This is a genomic window from Bradyrhizobium sp. 482_C4_N1_8, from assembly GCF_052075965.1.
GTDB classification, from domain to species: Bacteria; Pseudomonadota; Alphaproteobacteria; order Rhizobiales; family Xanthobacteraceae; genus Bradyrhizobium; species Bradyrhizobium barranii.
Genome location: NZ_CP197231.1, coordinates 702,596 through 721,315, shown reverse-complemented (window position 1 = coordinate 721,315; position 18,720 = coordinate 702,596). Strand labels below are relative to the sequence as shown.

General features: G+C 65.6%; 18 protein-coding genes. 8 read left to right on the top strand and 10 right to left on the bottom strand.

The annotated features are described in order from the left end of the window. Positions 1–61: 61 nt before the first annotated feature. The 5 genes from AB7Z56_RS03370 to cobS are packed head-to-tail and all read right to left on the bottom strand — an operon-like array spanning position 62 to position 5,178. Complete coding sequence (locus AB7Z56_RS03370; protein ID WP_063980633.1) at positions 62–763, bottom strand: hypothetical protein; 702 nt, start codon at positions 761–763, stop codon at positions 62–64. A gap of 31 nt (positions 764–794) precedes the next feature. Next, positions 795–1,865: an esterase-like activity of phytase family protein gene (locus tag AB7Z56_RS03365; protein ID WP_063980632.1), complete on the bottom strand. Its 1,071-nt coding sequence runs from the start codon at positions 1,863–1,865 to the stop codon at positions 795–797. Continuing rightward, positions 1,862–3,769, bottom strand: coding sequence for a cobaltochelatase subunit CobT (gene cobT / locus AB7Z56_RS03360; RefSeq protein ID WP_014490393.1), 1,908 nt, complete (start codon positions 3,767–3,769; stop codon positions 1,862–1,864). Before cobT ends, AB7Z56_RS03365 begins: the two co-directional genes overlap by 4 nt. Then, on the bottom strand, positions 3,766–4,176 hold the full coding sequence (locus AB7Z56_RS03355; protein WP_028149462.1) for a GNAT family N-acetyltransferase: 411 nt from the start codon (positions 4,174–4,176) through the stop codon (positions 3,766–3,768). The genes cobT and AB7Z56_RS03355 overlap by 4 nt, the downstream gene beginning before the upstream one ends. Before the next feature lie 3 nt (positions 4,177–4,179). Beyond that, entirely contained in the window at positions 4,180–5,178 is a 999-nt protein-coding gene (cobS, locus tag AB7Z56_RS03350) for a cobaltochelatase subunit CobS (RefSeq protein WP_063980631.1), read from the bottom strand. A 297-nt stretch (positions 5,179–5,475) separates the two neighbouring features. Here cobS and AB7Z56_RS03345 point away from each other — a divergent pair, with 297 nt between their 5' ends. Further along, the gene (locus tag AB7Z56_RS03345) at positions 5,476–6,135 is read left to right on the top strand and encodes a DedA family protein (protein ID WP_063986024.1); all 660 of its coding nucleotides are present in this window, start codon (positions 5,476–5,478) and stop codon (positions 6,133–6,135) included. An 83-nt stretch (positions 6,136–6,218) separates the two neighbouring features. On the opposite strand, the gene AB7Z56_RS03340 is transcribed toward AB7Z56_RS03345, so the two are convergent. Next, positions 6,219–7,430 carry a citrate synthase family protein gene (locus tag AB7Z56_RS03340; protein WP_063980630.1) on the bottom strand — a complete coding sequence of 404 codons (1,212 nt, stop codon included), beginning with the start codon at positions 7,428–7,430 and terminating at the stop codon, positions 6,219–6,221. Positions 7,431–7,509: 79 nt separating this feature from the next. On the opposite strand from AB7Z56_RS03340, the gene AB7Z56_RS03335 reads away from it, so the two are divergent. Together AB7Z56_RS03335 and AB7Z56_RS03330 are read left to right on the top strand one after the other, a co-directional pair. Beyond that, positions 7,510–8,613, top strand: coding sequence for a citrate synthase/methylcitrate synthase (locus AB7Z56_RS03335; RefSeq protein WP_063980629.1), 1,104 nt, complete (start codon positions 7,510–7,512; stop codon positions 8,611–8,613). 184 nt (positions 8,614–8,797) lie between these two features. Further along, positions 8,798–9,844 carry a sensor histidine kinase gene (locus tag AB7Z56_RS03330; protein WP_063980628.1) on the top strand — a complete coding sequence of 349 codons (1,047 nt, stop codon included), beginning with the start codon at positions 8,798–8,800 and terminating at the stop codon, positions 9,842–9,844. Here AB7Z56_RS03330 and AB7Z56_RS03325 read toward each other — a convergent pair. Next, entirely contained in the window at positions 9,841–10,473 is a 633-nt protein-coding gene (locus tag AB7Z56_RS03325; RefSeq protein WP_014490400.1) for a J domain-containing protein, read from the bottom strand. The genes AB7Z56_RS03330 and AB7Z56_RS03325 overlap by 4 nt on opposite strands. Positions 10,474–10,631: 158 nt before the next feature. On the opposite strand from AB7Z56_RS03325, the gene AB7Z56_RS03320 reads away from it, so the two are divergent. Continuing rightward, positions 10,632–10,901, top strand: coding sequence for a BolA family protein (locus AB7Z56_RS03320; protein WP_063986023.1), 270 nt, complete (start codon positions 10,632–10,634; stop codon positions 10,899–10,901). Between the two features lie 173 nt (positions 10,902–11,074). On the opposite strand, the gene AB7Z56_RS03315 is transcribed toward AB7Z56_RS03320, so the two are convergent. The 3 genes from AB7Z56_RS03315 to AB7Z56_RS03305 are packed head-to-tail and all read right to left on the bottom strand — an operon-like array spanning position 11,075 to position 14,180. Next, entirely contained in the window at positions 11,075–12,379 is a 1,305-nt protein-coding gene (locus AB7Z56_RS03315; RefSeq protein WP_063980627.1) for an HlyC/CorC family transporter, read from the bottom strand. Positions 12,380–12,408: 29 nt separating this feature from the next. After that, entirely contained in the window at positions 12,409–13,557 is a 1,149-nt protein-coding gene (gene aroB, locus AB7Z56_RS03310; RefSeq protein ID WP_063980626.1) for a 3-dehydroquinate synthase, read from the bottom strand. Next, a complete protein-coding gene (locus AB7Z56_RS03305; RefSeq protein WP_063980625.1) occupies positions 13,554–14,180 on the bottom strand; it encodes a shikimate kinase in 627 nt (208 codons plus the stop codon). The genes aroB and AB7Z56_RS03305 overlap by 4 nt, the downstream gene beginning before the upstream one ends. Before the next feature lie 170 nt (positions 14,181–14,350). On the opposite strand from AB7Z56_RS03305, the gene AB7Z56_RS03300 reads away from it, so the two are divergent. From AB7Z56_RS03300 to AB7Z56_RS03285, 4 genes are all read left to right on the top strand, one after another. Continuing rightward, positions 14,351–14,497 carry a hypothetical protein gene (locus AB7Z56_RS03300; protein ID WP_035730492.1) on the top strand — a complete coding sequence of 49 codons (147 nt, stop codon included), beginning with the start codon at positions 14,351–14,353 and terminating at the stop codon, positions 14,495–14,497. Positions 14,498–14,514: 17 nt separating this feature from the next. Further along, positions 14,515–15,471, top strand: a complete 957-nt coding sequence (gene xerD, locus AB7Z56_RS03295) for a site-specific tyrosine recombinase XerD (RefSeq protein ID WP_063980624.1) — start codon at positions 14,515–14,517, stop codon at positions 15,469–15,471. Between the two features lie 273 nt (positions 15,472–15,744). Then, positions 15,745–16,707, top strand: coding sequence for an acetyl-CoA carboxylase carboxyltransferase subunit alpha (locus AB7Z56_RS03290; protein ID WP_063986022.1), 963 nt, complete (start codon positions 15,745–15,747; stop codon positions 16,705–16,707). Positions 16,708–17,158: 451 nt separating this feature from the next. Beyond that, on the top strand, positions 17,159–18,718 hold the full coding sequence (locus AB7Z56_RS03285) for a L,D-transpeptidase family protein (RefSeq protein WP_225048569.1): 1,560 nt from the start codon (positions 17,159–17,161) through the stop codon (positions 18,716–18,718). Positions 18,719–18,720: the final 2 nt, after the last annotated feature.

The window sequence follows — 18,720 nt, the reverse complement described above, 5'->3', positions numbered from 1 at the left end:
TGCCTATGGGTCCCGGGCTCGCGCTTCGCGCGCCCCGGGACGACGATCGAATTTGAGGCCCCTACTCCAGCTCCTCGAACCTGCCCGGCACGGGCTTGCCCATGCGGATGCGGCCGTCGGGCAACAGCTCGCCGTCGGCTTCGGCCGAGAACTGGATCGTGTTGCCGCCGCCGTCGCGCTTGCTGACCTTGCCGAGCGGGCCGAGCTTGTCGGCAAGCGCGGTGTCGTCGAGCACGAACACGCGGTACTCGGTGAGGTGAAAGCGGCGCGGCGCCTGCCATGTCAGCGCGGGCACGGATGTGCGCATGTCGCCGTCGGTCTTGATGTCGACGCTGCGGCCGGTCACGTCGCGGAACAGATCCGGCCCGGCGACCAGCCGCGCGCGGCCGCCGTCGATGGCGTAGAGATTCAGCGTGACGATATGGCGCTCGCTGCGGAACGAGACCGCGACGGTGCGTGAGTCCTGCGACCAGGCGGCGTGGAAGGCATCCGGCGCCGAGTCCAGAATGTTGTCGTCGTTGACATTGTCGAGCGTCATCAGCCGGCGATGGCCGGGCTCGGCCATCAGGTAGATGCGAAAGCCTTCGCTTCCAGACTCGCCGCCGCCATGGGCTGCGACCGACAGCTTCCCATTCGGCGCGCGGCCGCCCTGGATGATGGCGTATTCGTTCTTTCCGTACCGGTGCTCGGCCGTGGCGAAGGCCGGCGACAGCGCGGCGAGCGTGAAAATGAGGGCGAGGGCGAGGATGGCGCGGCAGGGCATGACGGTTTGTCGGAGAAGGGCGGGCGGACGTTCACTCCACCAGCGTGAACTGCAGCAGCAGCGTGCGCTGGAGCATCGAGAAATTGTCGTCCGACACCAGCGTCAGCACGGTCTCACCCTCGGGCGTGACGTGGGCGTCGATGCCTTCCATGTTGTCGACCTCGTGGCCGAGATCGGCGGCGAACAGCGCAGGGCCGTCGACCAGCGCGTTGGGCGCGATGGATTTCAGGGGGATCGACCGGATGCGGATGTTGATGCCAGTGAACCAGGAGAATTTGCGTTCGAGGATGAGAAGCTCGCCGGACGGCAGCAGCACGGCATCGCTGATGTCGAATTTTTCGGTGCGGCGGACGCTGAACTGGCCGGGCGACGGACCGCCGATCAGGAACGCGACCAGATTGCCGTCGGCGTCCAGTCCGCGTTCGGAGAAGGCGATCAGGGTGCCTGCCAGCGGCTGGCCTTTCGGCACGACGACCATCGCTTCGAGCCCCTTGTTGGAGGGCAGCTTCCGCACGGCGGGCGGCGTCGGCAACACCTCGCCGCGGGCGCGCGTGCCGCCTTTCGCGAAATCGAAGCGCAGGACCTGGTTGACGCGCTCGAGCCCGACGTAAACGACATTGCCGTCGCGCGCGAGCGACTCGGTGTCGTACCAGAACCGCCTCTCCGTGATCGGCCGGCCCTCGGAATTGAGCATCGGGGACGCCTCGACATCGTCGAGCCCGATCATCTTGCCGCCGGAATAGCGGATGCTGCCGGTGAACCAGCCGCCCTGGTCGGAGATCGCGAGGAAGCGCTCGCCCTTCGCATCGAGCCGGATGCCGGACAGGCCACCGAAGCCGCGATAGGGCGAAGTCAGCACCAGGCCGCTGCGATATTGCAGCTGACCGAAGCGCACGCGCGAGCGGTCGCGCGGCTCGAAATTGGGAATCGGCCGCGCGTTCACCTCGACGCTGACAGCCTCGGTGACGGCGTGCTCGATCTGCGCGGTGCGCGGCGGCGGCTCGGTCGTCGGCTGCGCCTGCGCCAGTCGGGAGAGTGCGAGAGTGGAAAATCCCGCCGCCGCGTGGCCAAGAAAGCTGCGGCGGGACGATTGCGTGCTCACGAATGCAGTTTGCGTCGCGGGCGACCGGCCTGATGCGTGGGCGCGGTATTGGTCTCGCTGAACAGTTCGGCGAGCTTCTCGGTGATGGCACCGCCGAGCTCTTCGGCATCCACGATCGTTACCGCGCGGCGATAGTAGCGCGTCACGTCATGGCCGATGCCGATCGCGATCAGCTCGACCGGCGAGCGGGTCTCGATCTCCTCGATGATGTGGCGCAGGTGCCGCTCGAGATAGTTGCCGGGATTGACCGACAGCGTGGAATCGTCGACCGGCGCACCGTCGGAGATCATCATCAGGATCTTGCGCTGCTCGGGCCGGCCGAGCAGGCGCTTGTGCGCCCAGTCCAGCGCCTCGCCGTCGATGTTCTCCTTCAGCAGACCCTCGCGCATCATCAGGCCCAGATTCTTCCGCGCGCGGCGCCAGGGGGCGTCGGCGGACTTGTAGATGATGTGGCGGAGATCGTTGAGGCGGCCGGGATTGGCCGGCTTGCCGGCGGCAAGCCACGCCTCGCGCGATTGCCCGCCCTTCCAGGCGCGCGTGGTGAAGCCGAGGATCTCGACCTTGACGCCGCAACGCTCCAGCGTGCGCGCCAGGATGTCGGCGCAGGTCGCGGCGACCGTGATCGGGCGGCCGCGCATCGAGCCGGAATTGTCGAGCAGCAGCGTCACCACGGTGTCGCGGAACGTCGCCTCCTTCTCGTGCATGAAGGACAGCGGGTGATAGGGATCGGTCACCACGCGCGACAGCCGCGCCGGATCCAGAATGCCCTCTTCGAGGTCGAAGTCCCAAGCGCGGTTCTGCTGCGCCATCAAGCGTCTCTGAAGGCGGTTGGCGAGGCGCGCGACGATGCCCTGCAGATGCGCGAGCTGCTTGTCGAGATAGGCGCGCAGGCGCTCCAGCTCGTCATGGTCGCAGAGGTCTTCGGCCGCGATGACCTCGTCGAATTTCGGCGCGAAGGCGTGATATTCCGGCCCGCGCGGCTCGTTCTTGCCGTGAGCGTTCGGACGCGTCGCCTCGCCCGGCGTCTCGTCGTCGCCGAGTTCGCCGTCGTCGAACGTGTCGGAGGTCGAGGCCTGCGCGCTTTCCATCGCGCTCTCGCTCATCTCCTCGCTGGAGGCCTGCGCCTGGTCGGCGCTCATCTCCTGCGCGGCATCGGAATCGGGCGAGCCTTCGGCGCCGGACTGGTCGTTGTCGCCGTCGCGGTTTTCCTCGTCGTCGTCGTTGTCTTCGCTGTCGGCGCTGCGCTCGTCGCCGAGCTCGAGCGCGGTCAGCAGGTCATGCACGGCGTCGCCGAACCTGGTCTGGTCCTCGACCAGGCCATCGAGCCGGTCGAGCCGCTTGCCGATCTTGTCCTCGAGAATGGGCCGCCAGAGATCGACCATCTTCTTCGCCGCCGTGGGCGGCGCCATGCCGGTCAGGCGCTCGCGCACCAGCATCGCCAGCGCATCCGCCAGCGGCGCATCGGCACGGTCGGTGATTTCGTCGAACTTGCCGCGATGGAAATGGTCGTCGAGCATCGCGCTGAGGTTTTTCGCAACGCCCGCCATGCGGCGCGCGCCGATCGCCTCGACGCGGGCCTGCTCGACCGCCTCGAACACGCCGCGCGCCTGCGGATTGCCGGGCATCAGCTTGCGATGCAGCTTTGCATCGTGACAGGCGATCTTGAGCGCGATGGAATCGGCGTGGCCGCGCACGATCGCAGCGTCACGCTTGGTCATCTTGCGCGCGGGCTCGGGCAGCCGCGCTTTGCCCGGCGCCAGACCAGGGCGCTCGGCAGCAAAACTGACCTCGAGCTCCGGCGACTTCGCGATCGCCTTCAGGCAGGAGGCCACCGAGCGCTTGAACGGCTCGGTCGGGGCTTCCTTGGTGTTACGGAATTTGGAGTTGGATGATGATGTGCTCATAGCGACTTCGTAAACGAGTGGCGCGTCACGCCGCCGGGATAGCCCTTGAGGGTGCCGAACTCCTCGTACCCGCAGGAACGATAGAAGCCCGGCGCCTGGAAACTCATCGTGTCGACATGGGCCTGGATCGCGCCCTGCCGTCTTGCCTCGTCCTCGATCGCCGCGATCAGCTTCGTGCCAAGACCCTTGCCGCGCTGCTTCTGGTCGATCCAGAAGTACTGGATGAACAGAACCGTGGCCCACAGGTGTCCGACGATGCCGCCGACGATCTTGCCGCGGTCTTTCAGCGAGACCGCGATGCTCCTGACCTTCTGCTTCCCGAACTGCTCGTCGTTATAGGCGCCGAGCCCGGCGAGCACAGCCTTCTTGGTGGTCCCAATGGTGCGCTCGACGGTGATGTTTGGCATGGTCTAGCTGAGCGCCACGTTGACCGCCGATTCCGGCAGCTCCGCGTTGAAGCAGCGCTGGTAGAACTCGGCGACCAGGGGACGCTCGAGCTCGTCGCACTTGTTGAGGAAGGTGACCCGGAACGCGAAGCCGATATCGCCGAAGATATCGGCGTTCTCGGCCCAGGTGATCACCGTGCGCGGGCTCATCACCGTCGACAGATCGCCATTGGCGAAGGCGTTACGGGTGAGATCGGCAAGGCGGACCATCTTGTTGACGATGTCGCGGCCTTCCTGCGTGCGATAGTGCTTGGCCTTGGCCAGCACGATCTCCACTTCCTCGTCATGGGCGAGATAGTTCAGCGTGGTGACGATCGACCAGCGGTCCATCTGGCCCTGGTTGATCTGCTGGGTGCCGTGATAGAGGCCCGAGGTGTCGCCGAGGCCGACCGTGTTGGCGGTCGAGAACATGCGGAAGGCCGGATGCGGCTTGATCACCTTGTTCTGGTCGAGCAGCGTCAGGCGTCCGGAGACTTCCAGCACGCGCTGGATCACGAACATCACGTCGGGGCGGCCGGCGTCGTATTCGTCGAACACCAGCGCGATGTTGTGCTGGAGCGCCCAGGGCAGGATGCCGTCGCGGAATTCGGTGACCTGCTTGCCGTCGCGGACCACGATGGAGTCCTTGCCGACGAGGTCGATACGGCTGATGTGGCTGTCGAGGTTGACGCGCACGCAGGGCCAGTTCAGGCGGGCAGCGACCTGCTCGATATGGGTGGATTTGCCGGTGCCGTGATAGCCGGTCACCATCACGCGGCGGTTGCGGGCAAAGCCGGCGAGAATGGCAAGCGTGGTGGCACGGTCGAAGCGGTAATCAGAATCGACTTCGGGCACATGAGGATCGACTTCGGAATAGGCCGGGACTTCAAGATCGCTATCGATCCCGAACACCTGGCGCACCGACACCTTCATGTCGGGCAGACCGGAAATTTCCTCAACTTTGGACAGAGCGGCGGTCGTCATCAATCCTCCGAGGCCCCGGGCGATCCCGAGACCAGTTATTTGCACGTTGGCTGCGGCTGGGTGCGGTTGCGAACTTATCAGAGACAACGTGCCGGCAGAAGCCCGCGCCCCAATCAAAGTTCCATTGTCTTTTCATTTAGATAGGCAAGGAACGCGATTTTTGGAGGGCTGCCTTGCGAATCACGCTCAAATTTCAAGCGGGCCAGCGGCCCTGCCCGCGCGAATGGCACTTTTACCGCGTGCACCTACTTATGTAGGGTCCGAACCCCGGTGCTCCAGCCCCCCACGAAAGACGACGTGACGTCCTTTCTCGATCCCCTCATATCCTTCGTTTCAGCCCATGTGTGGCTGGCCTATCTGACCCTGTTCCTGGCGGCGCTGCTCGAAGCCGTTCCGGTGGTGGGATCGGTGATCCCCGGCTCGACCATCATTCTGGCGCTGAGCGCGCTGGTTCCAGGCGGGGAATTGAAGCTGCAATGGGTGCTGCTGGCGGCGGCAATCGGCGCCGTGCTGGGCGACGGCTCGGCCTACTGGATCGGGCACCGGCGGCAGCGCGAAATCCTCAACACCTGGCCGCTGACCAACTATCCGCGCGTGGTTGCCGAGAGCGAAAGCTTCTTCCACCGCTTCGGCACCTGGGCCGTGTTCTTCGCCCGTTTCGTACCGCCGATCCGCGCCTTCGTGCCCGTCACCGCCGGCGCGCTGGGGATGACCCCCGCGAAGTTTTATGCCGTGAATATCCCGGCGATCCTGGTCTGGGCCCCCGCGCATGTGCTGCCGGGCGTGCTGGCGGTATCGGCCTTCCACCAATATTTCGGCGTGCCGCACCATGGGCATCCGTTCAAGCACATCTGGATCTTGATGGTGGTGGCCGTGGCGATCATCGGCGGCCTTGGCATCTGGTACTACCGCCGCCGGCAGAACGGCCTCGTCGCGACGTCCAAGCCGCGGGCTTAGTGCGCCGGTGTCGTCCCTGCCTAGTGCGCAATTGCGCACTAGGCAGGGACGACAGCGGAGGACGACGCGCTCGCAGAGAGATTTTAACTAGCCCTTCTTCCCGGCGCCGGTCCGACATAGCGCGCCCGCGGGCGGATCAGCTTGCCGAACTGCAATTGCTCGCTGGCGTGCGCGATCCAGCCGACGCTGCGGGCCATCGCGAACAGCGCGAGCTCGCTGCCTAAGGGCAGGCGCAGCGCGTGCACGAGGACGGCCAGTGCATAGTCGATGTTGACGAGCTCGCCGGTCGCCTCGACGATCCGCTCCGGCACTTCGCGCGTGAATTTGCGCGGCGCGCCGGCACGCGCCAGCGCGTTCAGCAGCGACTGCGCGCGGGGATCGCCGCGCTTGTAGACGCCGTGGCCGAAGCCGGCAAAGCGCTCACCCAAGGCGACGCGCTCGCGAACCATCGGGGCGACATCGCGATCGACCAGCGCCTTGACGAGCTGCGAGGCCAGCACGCCGGCGCCGCCATGCTTCGGCCCTTTCAACGCGGCGAGGCCGGCGATGACGGAGTCATAGAGGTTGAGGCCGGTCGATGCCGCACAGCGCGCGGTGAAGGTCGAGGCGTTCAATTCGTGATCGGCGAGCAGCACCAGCGCGCGGCGGATGAGGTCGGGCGCGTGCTTGTTGTCGGGCGCCCAGGCCTTCGCGATCTGCTGGTGCAGCGGCTCGGACGACGGCTCGGCGTTGAGCATGGTCGCAACCAGGAGCCGGACAATGCGCCCGCCGACCATCGCGCGGCCGTCGGGCGCGCGGGTGAAGGCACGCGCGTCCGCGCTGGTCGCGAGCGCCAGCACTGCGATGGCACGGTCGATCGGCGCGGCGCGGCGCGCGGCCTCTGCGATCGCGCGCATCTCGTCGGATATCTGGGGCTGATTGTCCGGCGTGAAGGGATCGACGTCGGAGACGTCCCACAGCAGCGTCGCCGTGTGCTCCAGCGTATCGTTCTCGGCGAGATCGACGCAATTGACGCCGCGGTAGATCGCGCCCTCCTCGGTGATGGTCGAGATCTCCGTGTCCATGACAGGCAGGTCGGCATCGAAGCTGCGCAGGCCGCGCGGCTCCGGCGACGGCACCCGGCGCTCCTTGAGCGCGCGGACGTCCTCCGCCCGATAGCGGTTCTTGCGCGAATCCGGCGTCGGCTCGGAGCGGATCAGGCCGCGGCTGACATAGGCGTAGAGCGTGGCCGGCGAGATCGCGAGCTCGGCGGCAGCTTCCCGGGCCGACAGATAGAGTTCCTCGGAATTATTCATATTGATTTATGTAATCAAGATTGATCAATCTGTCGAGAGGCCTGATTTTCTCCTGGTGCAGTGCAAAGGAGATTGGGTCATGAACATCCACCTCACCAAAAGCCAGATCGGGCTGGACGGCGTTCCCGCGGCCGAGACCGTGCTGAGCCATGTCGACGGCGAGCGCGGCGAGTTGATCATCGCCGGCGAGCATGTCGGCACCCTCGCAAGCCAGTCGAGCTTCGAGGGCGTCACCGCCCGGCTCTGGAACGGCGCGAGCAAGACCACGCTGAGCGAAGCCAATGTGCGGGCGAGCCTGGGCGCGGCGCGCGAGCGTGCGTTCGCGCGTTTGCCGGAGCTGTTGCCGGCGACACGCGGCATGAGCATCGTCGACGAGTTCCGCGCGGCGGTCGCGGGCCTGCGCGCGGAAAACGGGCTGGAACATGAGGCGACGATCGTCGGCGCGTTTCCTGTGATCGCAGGCGCGCTGGTCCGTCGCGCCAAGGGATTGGAGCTGCTCGCGCCCGATCCGAATGCGAGCCATGCCGCCGATACGCTGCGGATGCTGCGTGGCGCCTCACCGAAGCCGCGTGAGGTCGCGGCGCTGGACGCCTATCTCGTCACGGTCTGCGACCACGGCATGAACGCTTCGACCTTCACGACGCGCGTGGTGGCCTCGACGCAGGCCGATCTGTTTGCCGCCGTCACCGCCGGATACTGCGCGCTGACCGGCCCCTTGCACGGCGGCGCGCCGGAGCCGGTGCTGGAAATGCTCGATGCGATCGGCTCCAGCGAACGCATCAAGCCATGGGTCGATGCGGCCCTCGCCCGCGGCGAGCGGCTGATGGGCTTTGGCCATCGCGTCTATCGCGTGCGCGATCCGCGCGCCGACGTGCTCAAGGCCGCGATCAGGCGGCTTTCGGCGGATGGCGCCGACCTGCCCTTTGCCGGCGAGGTCGAGGCCTATATCCGCAGCGCGCTGCGCAAGAAGAATCCTGACCGGCCGCTGGAGACGAACGTGGAGTTCTTCACGGCGATTCTGCTCGATGCCCTCGCCATTCCACGCCAGGCCTTCACGCCGATCTTCGCAGTGGCGCGTGCAGCGGGGTGGACCGCCCATGCGCGCGAGCAACAGCGGACGGGGCGGTTGATCCGGCCGAGTTCGTCATATGTGGGGGAAATGCCGAAGGCTTCCGGCGAATAGAGCACAAGGGCACGACAGCCGGGCCGTTCACTGCGCTGTCGTGCCTCGCCCGGACGAACAATGACACGGCAGAGCCGTCGCGCGAGATCGTGATTGCGGGAACGCGCGCACGGTCCGGGCGACGAACTTGGAACATCTCCGGGTCTGGGGACTTAACTGTGAGCCCCCTCGGATCAAGATTCCAATGCTGGACCTGTTTGGACAAGCGGACGAGGCCAGGATCGGCGAGATCGCCGCCGGCTATGCCGCCAACCGGACCGAGGCCGGCACGGATTCTGAAAGACGATTCCGCGACTTGCTGCAGGCTCTGCCTGCCGCGATCTACACAACCGACGCGGAAGGCTGCATCACCTTCTTCAATCGCGCCTGCATCGATTTTGCCGGACGCATGCCGAAGATCGGCGAGATGTGGTGCGTGACCTGGAAGCTCTATCTGCCCGACGGCACGGCGCTTCCCCACGATGAATGCCCGATGGCAATCGCGCTCAAGCAGAACCGGCCAGTGCGCGACGTCGAGGCCGTGGCCGAGCGGCCGGACGGCTCCCGGATCTGCTTCATGCCATATCCGACGCCGCTGCGCGACGAACGGGGGCGTTTGGTTGGTGCGGTGAACATGCTGGTCGACATCACGGCTCGCAAGGAGGCCGAGCAGAGGATGATGCTCCTCACCTCCGAGGTCGATCACCGTTCCAACAACCTGCTCGCGGTGGCTCAGGCGATGCTGCGGCTGACGAAGGCGGATACCGCGGAAGAGTTCCAGACCGTGTTTGCAGGCCGGCTCAGCGCGCTTGCCAACGTGCAGAGGCTGTTCTCGGCTTCGCGTTGGACCGGCGCGAATCTGAAGACCATCGTCGAAGAGGAACTCCGGCCGTACGCAAGCCGGGACGGCGAGCGGATCAGGATCGCGGGAGACGACGTCCGCCTGCCGCCCACGCTGGCCCAGTCGATCGCCGTCGCGCTGCATGAGCTCGCCACCAACGCCGCCAAGTATGGCGCGCTGTCGAGGCCTTCGGGCAGGCTGGAGATCAGCTGGGAGACCAATGGTGCAGAGCCTCTCGTGCTGCACTGGTCGGAGAGCGGCGGTCCTCGGGTCAACGAGGCGCCGACGCGCAAGGGCTTTGGAATCGGCGCGGTCGACGGCATCATCCGGACCTTGCGCGGAACCATTACCCGACAGTGGAGGCCGGAAGGACTGGTTTGCGAACTGTCCTTCCCGGAAGGCGTAGCCTAGGCCTCGCGGACCACCGTCTTCAGATAATTGTAGGCCTTGATGATCTCGATCAGGCGGTCTTCGGTCGACCGGTCGCCACCGTTGGCGTCAGGGTGATGCTGCTTGACCAGCGCCTTGTACTTGCTCTTGACGTCGGCGAGCGTGGAATCGGGGCCGAGGCCCATGACCTGGAGCGCCTTGCGCTCGGCGTTCATCACCTTGCGCGTCTCGGCCTTGGGCTCGGCCTGCGGACCCTTCCGCCAGCCCGCACGGCCGTTGATCTCACTGAACATGCTGAACGGATCGGACGCCATGTCGATCTCGGCTTCCGCACCCTTCTTGCCGCCATTGGCGCCCATCTTCCAGGTCGGGCGGTGACCGGTCAGCGCATCCTTCTGGTAGCGCGCGACGGCATCGGCATTCATGCCGGAGAAGAAATTGTAGTTCTGGTTGTACTCGCGCACGTGGTTCAAGCAGAAGTGCCAGTACTCGCGCTGGTTCTCGCGGCCCTTCGGCGCACGGTGCGCGCCCTTGTTCTGACACCCGGCCCATTCGCAATTGACCACGGCGTCGCGCGGCTTCACTTCCGGCTGCTTGCCTTTCGGCTTGACCCGGATGGAGTCGAAGAACTTTGATGAATCGATCGGCATGACTGACTTTGACTACGCAATGCAAAAACCTTCAAGTCTTGACATTGCAATTAGCTGGGAACCCGCAGCCGAAGTTTCACTCCGGCGTCTTCGAGGTACGGCCGCCGCAGGCGGCCTATGCAATTGACGGAGTGCGGCTGCGCGCTTTAATGGCACTCATGGTTATGAAAGACACTATCAGCAACAAGTTGAAGGAAGCTTTCACGCCGGAAAGCCTGCAGGTCGTCGACGAGTCACATTTGCATGAGGGCCACGCCGGCCATCGGCCGAGCGGCGAAACACATTTTCGCGTTTATATTGTGTCTCAGGCCTTCAAAGGGAAGAGCCGGGTCGATCGCCACCGCATGATAAATTCGGCGCTGGCCGCGGAACTTGCCGGCAGCGTGCACGCGCTCGCGATCCACGCGCAGGCACCGGGGGAAGGTTGATCTTCGCTTACCCTCCCCTGGAGGGGGAGGGTCGGCTCATATTGAGCGCAGCGAAATTTGAGACGGGGTGGGGTGATCTCTCCACACGCGACACTGCCCGAGTGGAGAGATCACCCCACCCCGCTCGCGCTGCGCGCGATCGACCCTCCCCCTCCAGGGGAGGGTAAGAGAAATCAAAACGACGTTCCCGCCCGCCTGGGCTTGGCCTCTTCCATCTCCGCGTCACGCGGCACCGGTGAAATACGGAGCGCGGTGATGCGGTTGCGTTCGCGGCGGAGGACGCGGAAACGGAAGCCGTGGAACGTGAAACTCTGGCCGCGGTCGGGGATCGAGCGCGCCTCGTGAATGACGAGACCGGCGACTGTCGTTGCCTCCTCATCGGGCAGGTGCCAGTCCATGGCGCGGTTGAGATCGCGGATCGGCACCGAGCCGTCGACCACGACCGAGCCGTCCGGCTGGGCGCGCACGCCGGCGACCACGACGTCGTGCTCGTCGGAGATGTCGCCGACGATTTCTTCCAAAATGTCTTCCAACGTCACGAGACCTTCAACCTCGCCGTACTCGTCGACGACGAGCGCGAAATGGGTTTTTCGGCGCCGGAACGCCTTGAGCTGCTCGGAGACCGGGCGCATTTCCGGCACGAACCAGGGCGGCAGCGCGATGGTGGAGACGTCGATGCGCGAGGTATCGCCGTCGGATGCGCGGATTGCGCGCAACAAATCCTTGGCGTGAAGCACGCCGATGATGTTTTCCGGCTTCTCGCGCCACAGCGGAATGCGGGTGTACTCGGTCGCCAGCACCTCGCGCACCAGTTCCTCCGGCGGCAGGTCGGCATTGATCATCATCATCTCGGTGCGATGGATCATGACGTCGGAGACCTGGAGCTCGCGCAGATCGAGCAGGCCGCCGAGCATGTCGCGGTCCTGCTTCTCGACCTTGCCCTCGTGGTGCAACAGGTCGACCGCGCCGCGCAGGCGCTCGGTCGGCGACAGGATCGCCTGGTGCTCGCCGGCCAGACCAAACAAGCGCATCAGCAGACGGACGATGACCTCGACGATCCGCAGCAACGGTCCCAGCACATACATCGTCAGCCGCATCGGGCGGGCGACCGCAAGGGCCATGCGGTCGGGCGCGTTGATCGCGATGGTCTTCGGCAGCACCTCCGCGAAGATCACGACCAGCGCCGTCATCACGCCGGTGGCATAGAGCACGCCGACATCGCCGAACCAGGCCGTGAAGATGCTGGTGGCGAGCGCGGACGCGCTGATATTGGCGATATTGTTGCCGAGCAGCAGCGCGCCGATCAGGCGCTCGCGCATGTCGAGCAGCTGCGAGACGACATCGGCGTCGTGGTTACCCTGCTTGGAGAGCCGCAGCATGCTGGCGCGCGAGGCGCCGGTCAGCGCGGTCTCGCTCGCGGCGAAGAAGCCCGAGACGAGCAGGCAGAGAATGACGATGGTGAATCCGAGCCAGTCCATGCACCACTCAAAAACCGGTTAGCCGCGCATCAAGCCTTTTGCGCGAGCTTCTCTTTGAGGAAATCGCGCACCGGCGCCGGCTCGACGTCCTTCGCGATCACGGCACGCCCGACCGCCTCCAGCAGGATGAAGGTGAGCTTGCCGCGCTTGACCTTCTTGTCCTGCGCCATCAACGCCATCAGCGCGTCGGCGTCGGCGAGCCCTTCCTGCGCGAAACCGGCGATGTCCTGCAGGCGCGTCGGCAGGCCAGCCTCGATGAGGTGACGCTCGACGCGCGCGGCATCGGCCTCGCCGATCATGCCAAGCTTCGCCGAGAACTGCGCCGCCAGCGTCATGCCGATCGAAACACCCTCGCCATGGAAGAGGCGATCGGAGAAACCGGTCGCGGCCTCCAGCGCGTGACCAAAGGTATGGCCGAGATTGAGCAGCGCGCGCTCGCCGGTCTCGCGCTCATCGCGCGAGACGACGCCGGCCTTGGCGCGGCAGGAGGTCGCGATCGCGTGCTCGCGCGCCGAGCCGCCTTTGAAGATATCGGAATGGTTCTTCTCCAGCCAGGTGAAGAAGGCTTCGTCGCCGAGCACGCCGTATTTGGCGACTTCGGCATAGCCGGCGCGGAATTGCCGCGGCGACAGCGTGTCGAGCACGGCGGTGTCGGCAATCACCAGCACGGGCTGGTGGAAGGCGCCGAGCAGATTCTTGCCCTGCGGCGAATTGATGCCGGTCTTGCCGCCGACGGAGGAATCGACCTGCGCCAGCAGCGAGGTCGGCACCTGCACGAAATCGACGCCGCGGCGCAGGATCGCGGCCGCAAAGCCGGCGAGATCGCCGACCACGCCGCCGCCGAGCGCGATGACGAGATCGTTGCGCTCGATCTTCGCGGCGATCAGGGCCTCGCTGACCTTTTCGAGGCCGGCATAGGTTTTGGAGATCTCGCCTTCCTCGACCACGATGCGCGAGGTCGGAATGCCGGCAGAAGCGAGCGACGCTTCGGTCGGCTCGAGCCAGTATTTTGCGACGGTGCGATCGGTGATGATTGCCGTACGCACGCCGGGCCGCAAGCGCGCGACACGTTCGCCGAGCGAGGCCAGCACGCCGCGGCCGATGACGATGTCATAGGCGCGATCGCCGAGCGCGACGTCGACGTTGACAGGATCTGAATGTTTCAACGGCGCAGTCATCGTACGGCACTCGCAACGTCGGCAGGTGATTGGGCGGCTTGTTCGCCGCGGAAATGGGCGCGCAGCGTCTCGATGCATTCCTCGACGATCTTGTCGTGCGGCACGTCGCGCGAGGCGATGGTGAGGTCGGCATGGCGATAGATCGGCTCGCGCTCGGTGAGGAGGCGCGTCACGGTTCCTTCGGGATCGGCGGTCTGGAGCAGCGGGCGGTCGGCGCGGCGGCGCACCCGGCGCATGATGACGTCAGGGTCGGCTTTGAGCCAGATCGAGACCGCCTTGGCCGCAATGCGGTTGCGCGTCTCCTCGCGCATGAAGGCACCGCCGCCGGTCGCCAGCACGATCGGTTCGCCGTCGAGCAGGCGCGCGATCACCCGCGCCTCGCCATCCCGGAAATACGGCTCGCCATGGCGCTCGAAAATCTCCGGTATGGTCATGCCGGCATGAGCGACCTCGATCTCGGTGTCGGCGTCAACGAAGGGCAGCTTGAGCCGGGCCGCCATGCGGCGGCCGATGGTGGATTTGCCCACCCCCATCATGCCGACGAGCACGATCGAGCGCGTCCCGAGCGCCGACAGGATGTCGGCCTCAGGGGCAGCTTGTATCGGCAACGCGGCGTCGGGCATAAATCTCGCTCTGGGTCTCGCTCGATCTGCCGCCGGAGGCGGCATGCTTTGGCCACCTATACGACCCCCTCGGGGCCCTCGCCAGAGGACTCTTGCCACGAAACGGCGAACATGTTGGATGATTCCATTGGTTAATTTGGACGCCTGAGACCCTCCCGAGACCTTGCCCGATGCCCAGCCTGTTCCGCTTCCTGACGGTCGTCGCCGTGCTCGCCGGCATCGTCTATGGCGTGGTCTTCGCGCTGGCGAACTTTGTGAGCCCGAAGTCGCGAGAAATGACGGTGACGATCCCGCCGGATAAGTTTCTCAAGAAATAGGAGCTAGCCTCCAGGGCATGCGCGTACAGCCCTCAGACAGCAAGCTCACCGGCCTGTTCCTCGACATGCTCGCGGCGGAACAGGGCGCCGGCCCCAATACGCTCGACGCCTACCGCCGCGACCTCACCGATTTCTCGGAATTTTTGGGCCGCGTCGGGCACAGCTTTGCCGACGCCGAGACGCAGATCCTGCGCGATTATCTCGCCGATCTCGACAGCCGCGGCTTCAAGTCCACCAGCGTCGCGCGGCGGCTGTCGGCGATGCGGCATCTCTACCGCTTTCTCCTGAACGAGCGCATCCGCACCGAGGATCCCGCGGCGATCCTGTCCGGCCCCAAGCGCGGCCGCGGCCTGCCGAAGGTGCTGTCGATCGCGCATGTCGACCGCATGCTCAGCCGCGCCAAGGAATTGAGCGAGGCGGAGGACGCTTCTCCCTCGAAACGGCTGCGCGCGTTGCGGCTCTATTGCCTGCTCGAGGTGCTCTACGCCACCGGCCTGCGCGTCTCCGAGCTGGTGGCGCTGCCGCGCTCCGCGGCAAAACGCGACGCCCGCATGATCGTGGTGCGCGGCAAGGGCAACAAGGAACGCCTGGTGCCGCTCAACGAGGCCTCGCGGCAGGCGATGGCCGACTATCTCGCGGCGACGGAAGCGGCAAAAGCCGACAAGAAGAACAGCGTGGCCGCCTCGAAATGGCTATTCCCATCGTTCGGCGAGAGCGGGCATCTGACGCGGCAGCATTTCGCCCGCGACCTGAAAGAGCTTGCTGTCGCCTCGGGGCTGCAGGCCCGGCTGGTCTCCCCGCACGTGTTGCGCCACGCCTTTGCCAGCCACCTCCTGCACAACGGCGCGGATTTGCGCATCGTGCAGACCCTGCTCGGCCACACCGATATCTCCACGACCCAGATCTACACCCATGTGGTCGAGGAGCGCCTGAAGAGCCTGGTGCGCGACCTGCACCCGCTGGCGGAGAAATAGTTCTCTTGTAGCCCGGATGGAGCGCAGCGAAATCCGGGGCCGCCCGCCTCGCGGAAAGACCCTCCCGGATTGCGCTTCGCTCCATCCGGGCTACAGGCAACCCATGAAACCGCCTTGACTTCGGCCACATCTCCGCAGAAAGAGCCGTGGCCTCACGCATGATTTGGCGGGCTGCTTTAGAGCGCACAAGCCAACTCATTGAAGAAGCTACATTTCTTTCCGCCGGTCCAAACCTGCTTCGACGCCCCGCCCCGTCCTCGCTATATTGAGTTGATGCCAGATCACATGCGCAGCTATCTCGACTTCGAAAAGCCGGTCGCCGAGCTCGACTCCAAGGTCGACGAGCTGCGGACGCTTGCGGCCTCGGGCACCGATATCTCCGAGGAGATCGGGAAGATCGAGGACAAGGCGGCGCAGGCGCTGGCCGACCTCTATCTGAACCTGACGCCGTGGCAGAAGACGCTGGTCGCGCGGCATCCGCAGCGGCCGCATTTCAACGACTTCATCAAGGGCCTGATCACCGAATTCACCCCGCTCGCGGGCGACCGCAAGTTCGGCGAGGACGAGGCGCTGGTTGCCGGCTTCGGCCGCTTCCGCGGTGAGGCCATCTGCGTGATGGGCCAGGAAAAGGGCGATTCCACCGAGAGTCGCATCCGGCACAATTTCGGCATGGCGCGGCCCGAGGGCTATCGCAAATGCGTGCGGCTGATGGAGATGGCCGAGCGGTTCGGCCTGCCCGTGCTGTCGCTCGCCGATTCCGCCGGCGCCTATCCCGGCATCGGCGCCGAGGAGCGCGGCCAGGCCGAGGCGATCGCGCGCTCGACCGATGCCTGCATGGCGCTGACCGTGCCCAACGTCGCCATCATCACCGGCGAGGGCATGTCGGGCGGCGCCATCGCCATCACCACCGCCAACAGGGTCCTGATGCTGGAGCACGCGATCTACAGCGTGATCTCGCCCGAGGCCGCCTCCTCGATCCTGTGGCGCGACGGCTCCAAGGCGCAGGAAGCCGCCAACAACATGAAGATCACCGCGCAGGACATGCTGCGCTTCGGGGTGATCGACAGCATCTTGAAGGAGCCGGTCGGCGGCGCCCACCGCGACCCCACCGCCATGATCGCCACCACGGGCGATGCCATCGCCAAGGCTTTTGACGAGCTCCGCGGCCTGGACGGCGACACCATCCGCAAGCAGCGGCGGCAGAAATTCCTCGATATCGGCCGGAAGCTGGGCTGATTCGGCCGTTTTCGGTGCCGTAGAGTGGGCAAAGCGAAGCGTGCCCACCATTCCAAACAGTATGGGGAGCGAGATGGTGGGCACGGCGCTTTGCGCCTTTGCCCACCCTACAAGACCTTTCGGGCGGCCCCCGACGCCCCGGTAACTCCCCGTTAACCCTTTTTTGCCCAAATCAGCGATCTCTGTGCGGATTGGGCCGGAAGGCCCAAGTACGGCCCAAAGTCGCGTCCATTTAGTCTTCGTTGACCATGCCACTGGGCCAACGGGCTCGTGATCCCAGCTCGGGTTGCGACCACATGACCCAGAGGTTAGAATTTTAATCAATGGCTTCAGGGCACAAGCGCTGGAGCGTGGTTCGAAAACGCCCGTCACGACGGGTCCGGATCTCCGGTCGGATCATGCTTCGAGATTGGGGTTCGCGCTCTCTGCCCGGCACGGTGTGGGGTCCATCTTGATTTCTCGTTCGCTTGCTCGCGCGCTTTTGGCTTCGGTTGCGCTGCTGACAGCCAGTGTTCTGCTGGCCGGCTGCGACACCGACCAGGTCTCGCTCGCGACCAACGCCAAGGCCAACCAGCCGGTGCCGCCAAAGCTTCTCGCCGCGATGGTCGAGAAGGACATGGACCTGCAATCGCCGATCCTGGTCCGCCTGTTCAAGCAGGAGGCCGAGCTCGAGGTCTGGAAGCAGGCCCGCAACGGCCAGTTCGCGCTGCTCAAGACCTATCCGATCTGCCGCTGGTCGGGCGATCTCGGTCCGAAGGTGCGCGAAGGCGACCGCCAGGCGCCGGAAGGATTCTACTCGATCAATCCGGGCCAGATGAATCCGCAGTCGGCCTACTATCTCTCGTTCAACACGGGCTATCCGAACGCGTTCGACAAGGCTCTGGGGCGCACCGGCTCGCAGCTGATGGTGCATGGCGATTGTTCGTCGCGCGGCTGCTACGCGATGACGGACGAGCAGATCGCGGAGATTTATTCGCTTGGCCGCGAGTCGTTCTTCGGCGGCCAGAAGGCGTTCCAGCTGCAGGCCTATCCGTTCAAGATGACGCCGGTGAACATGGCCAAGCACCGGAACAACCCGAACATGCCGTTCTGGAAGATGATCAAGGAAGGCTATGATCATTTCGAGGTGACGCGGCAGGAGCCGAAGGTCGATTTCTGCGAGCGCAAATACGTGTTCGACGCAACGAAGACGCCTGACGCGAAGCGCGATCCGGTGTTCGACGCGTCCGCGAAGTGCCCGGCCTATGTGATCCCCGAGAACATCGCCAGCGCGGTGCGCGACAAGGATGCGCGCGACCAGGTCGAATACAACAAGCTCGTCGCCAAGGGCACGCCGATCGCGCGCATGAACACCGGCATCGACGGCGGCATGAACAAGATTTTTGCCTCGAAGATTCCGGAGGGATCGACCGGACTCTCGGAGAACGCCGAAGGCTCGACCCTGGAGATGCTGGCGATGGCGAAGGCGCCGGGCACGATCCCCGGACACGTCAATCCGCCCAAGCCCAATCTCGATGCGGTCGCCGCCGCTCCCGTGAACCAGGAGCCGGTCGTCGCCGTCAGCGCGCCCGCCGCCACCACCCGCGTCGCCGCGGCCGCGCCGGCCAGCGAGAAATCCCAAGAGAAATCGTCAGGCGGCTTCTTCTCCAACCTCGGCCGCAAGATGGGCCTCGGCACCGCCGACACGACGGCGACCACGCCTCCCCCGCAAGCGACCGCGTCCGTGGCCCCTGCCGCTGCGCCCGCAACGCCACCCACCGCGACATCGAGGCTGAAGGCCGCAGTGACCCGGTTCGTGCCCGGCCGCGATACGTCCAAGGACGCGCCTAAGCCGGCCGTCGCCGCCGCCAAGCCGGCCGAACCGGTGAAGCCGGACACGCGCCTCGCCGCGACGCGGCCGGCGCTGAAGCCGTCGGTGTCGGATGGCGCGAGTGAAGCGACGCAGATCATGGGCGCCGCGCCGGTGGTGTCGTCGAACTCGTTCGACAGCCGCTTTGGGGCGGTGAAGTAAGG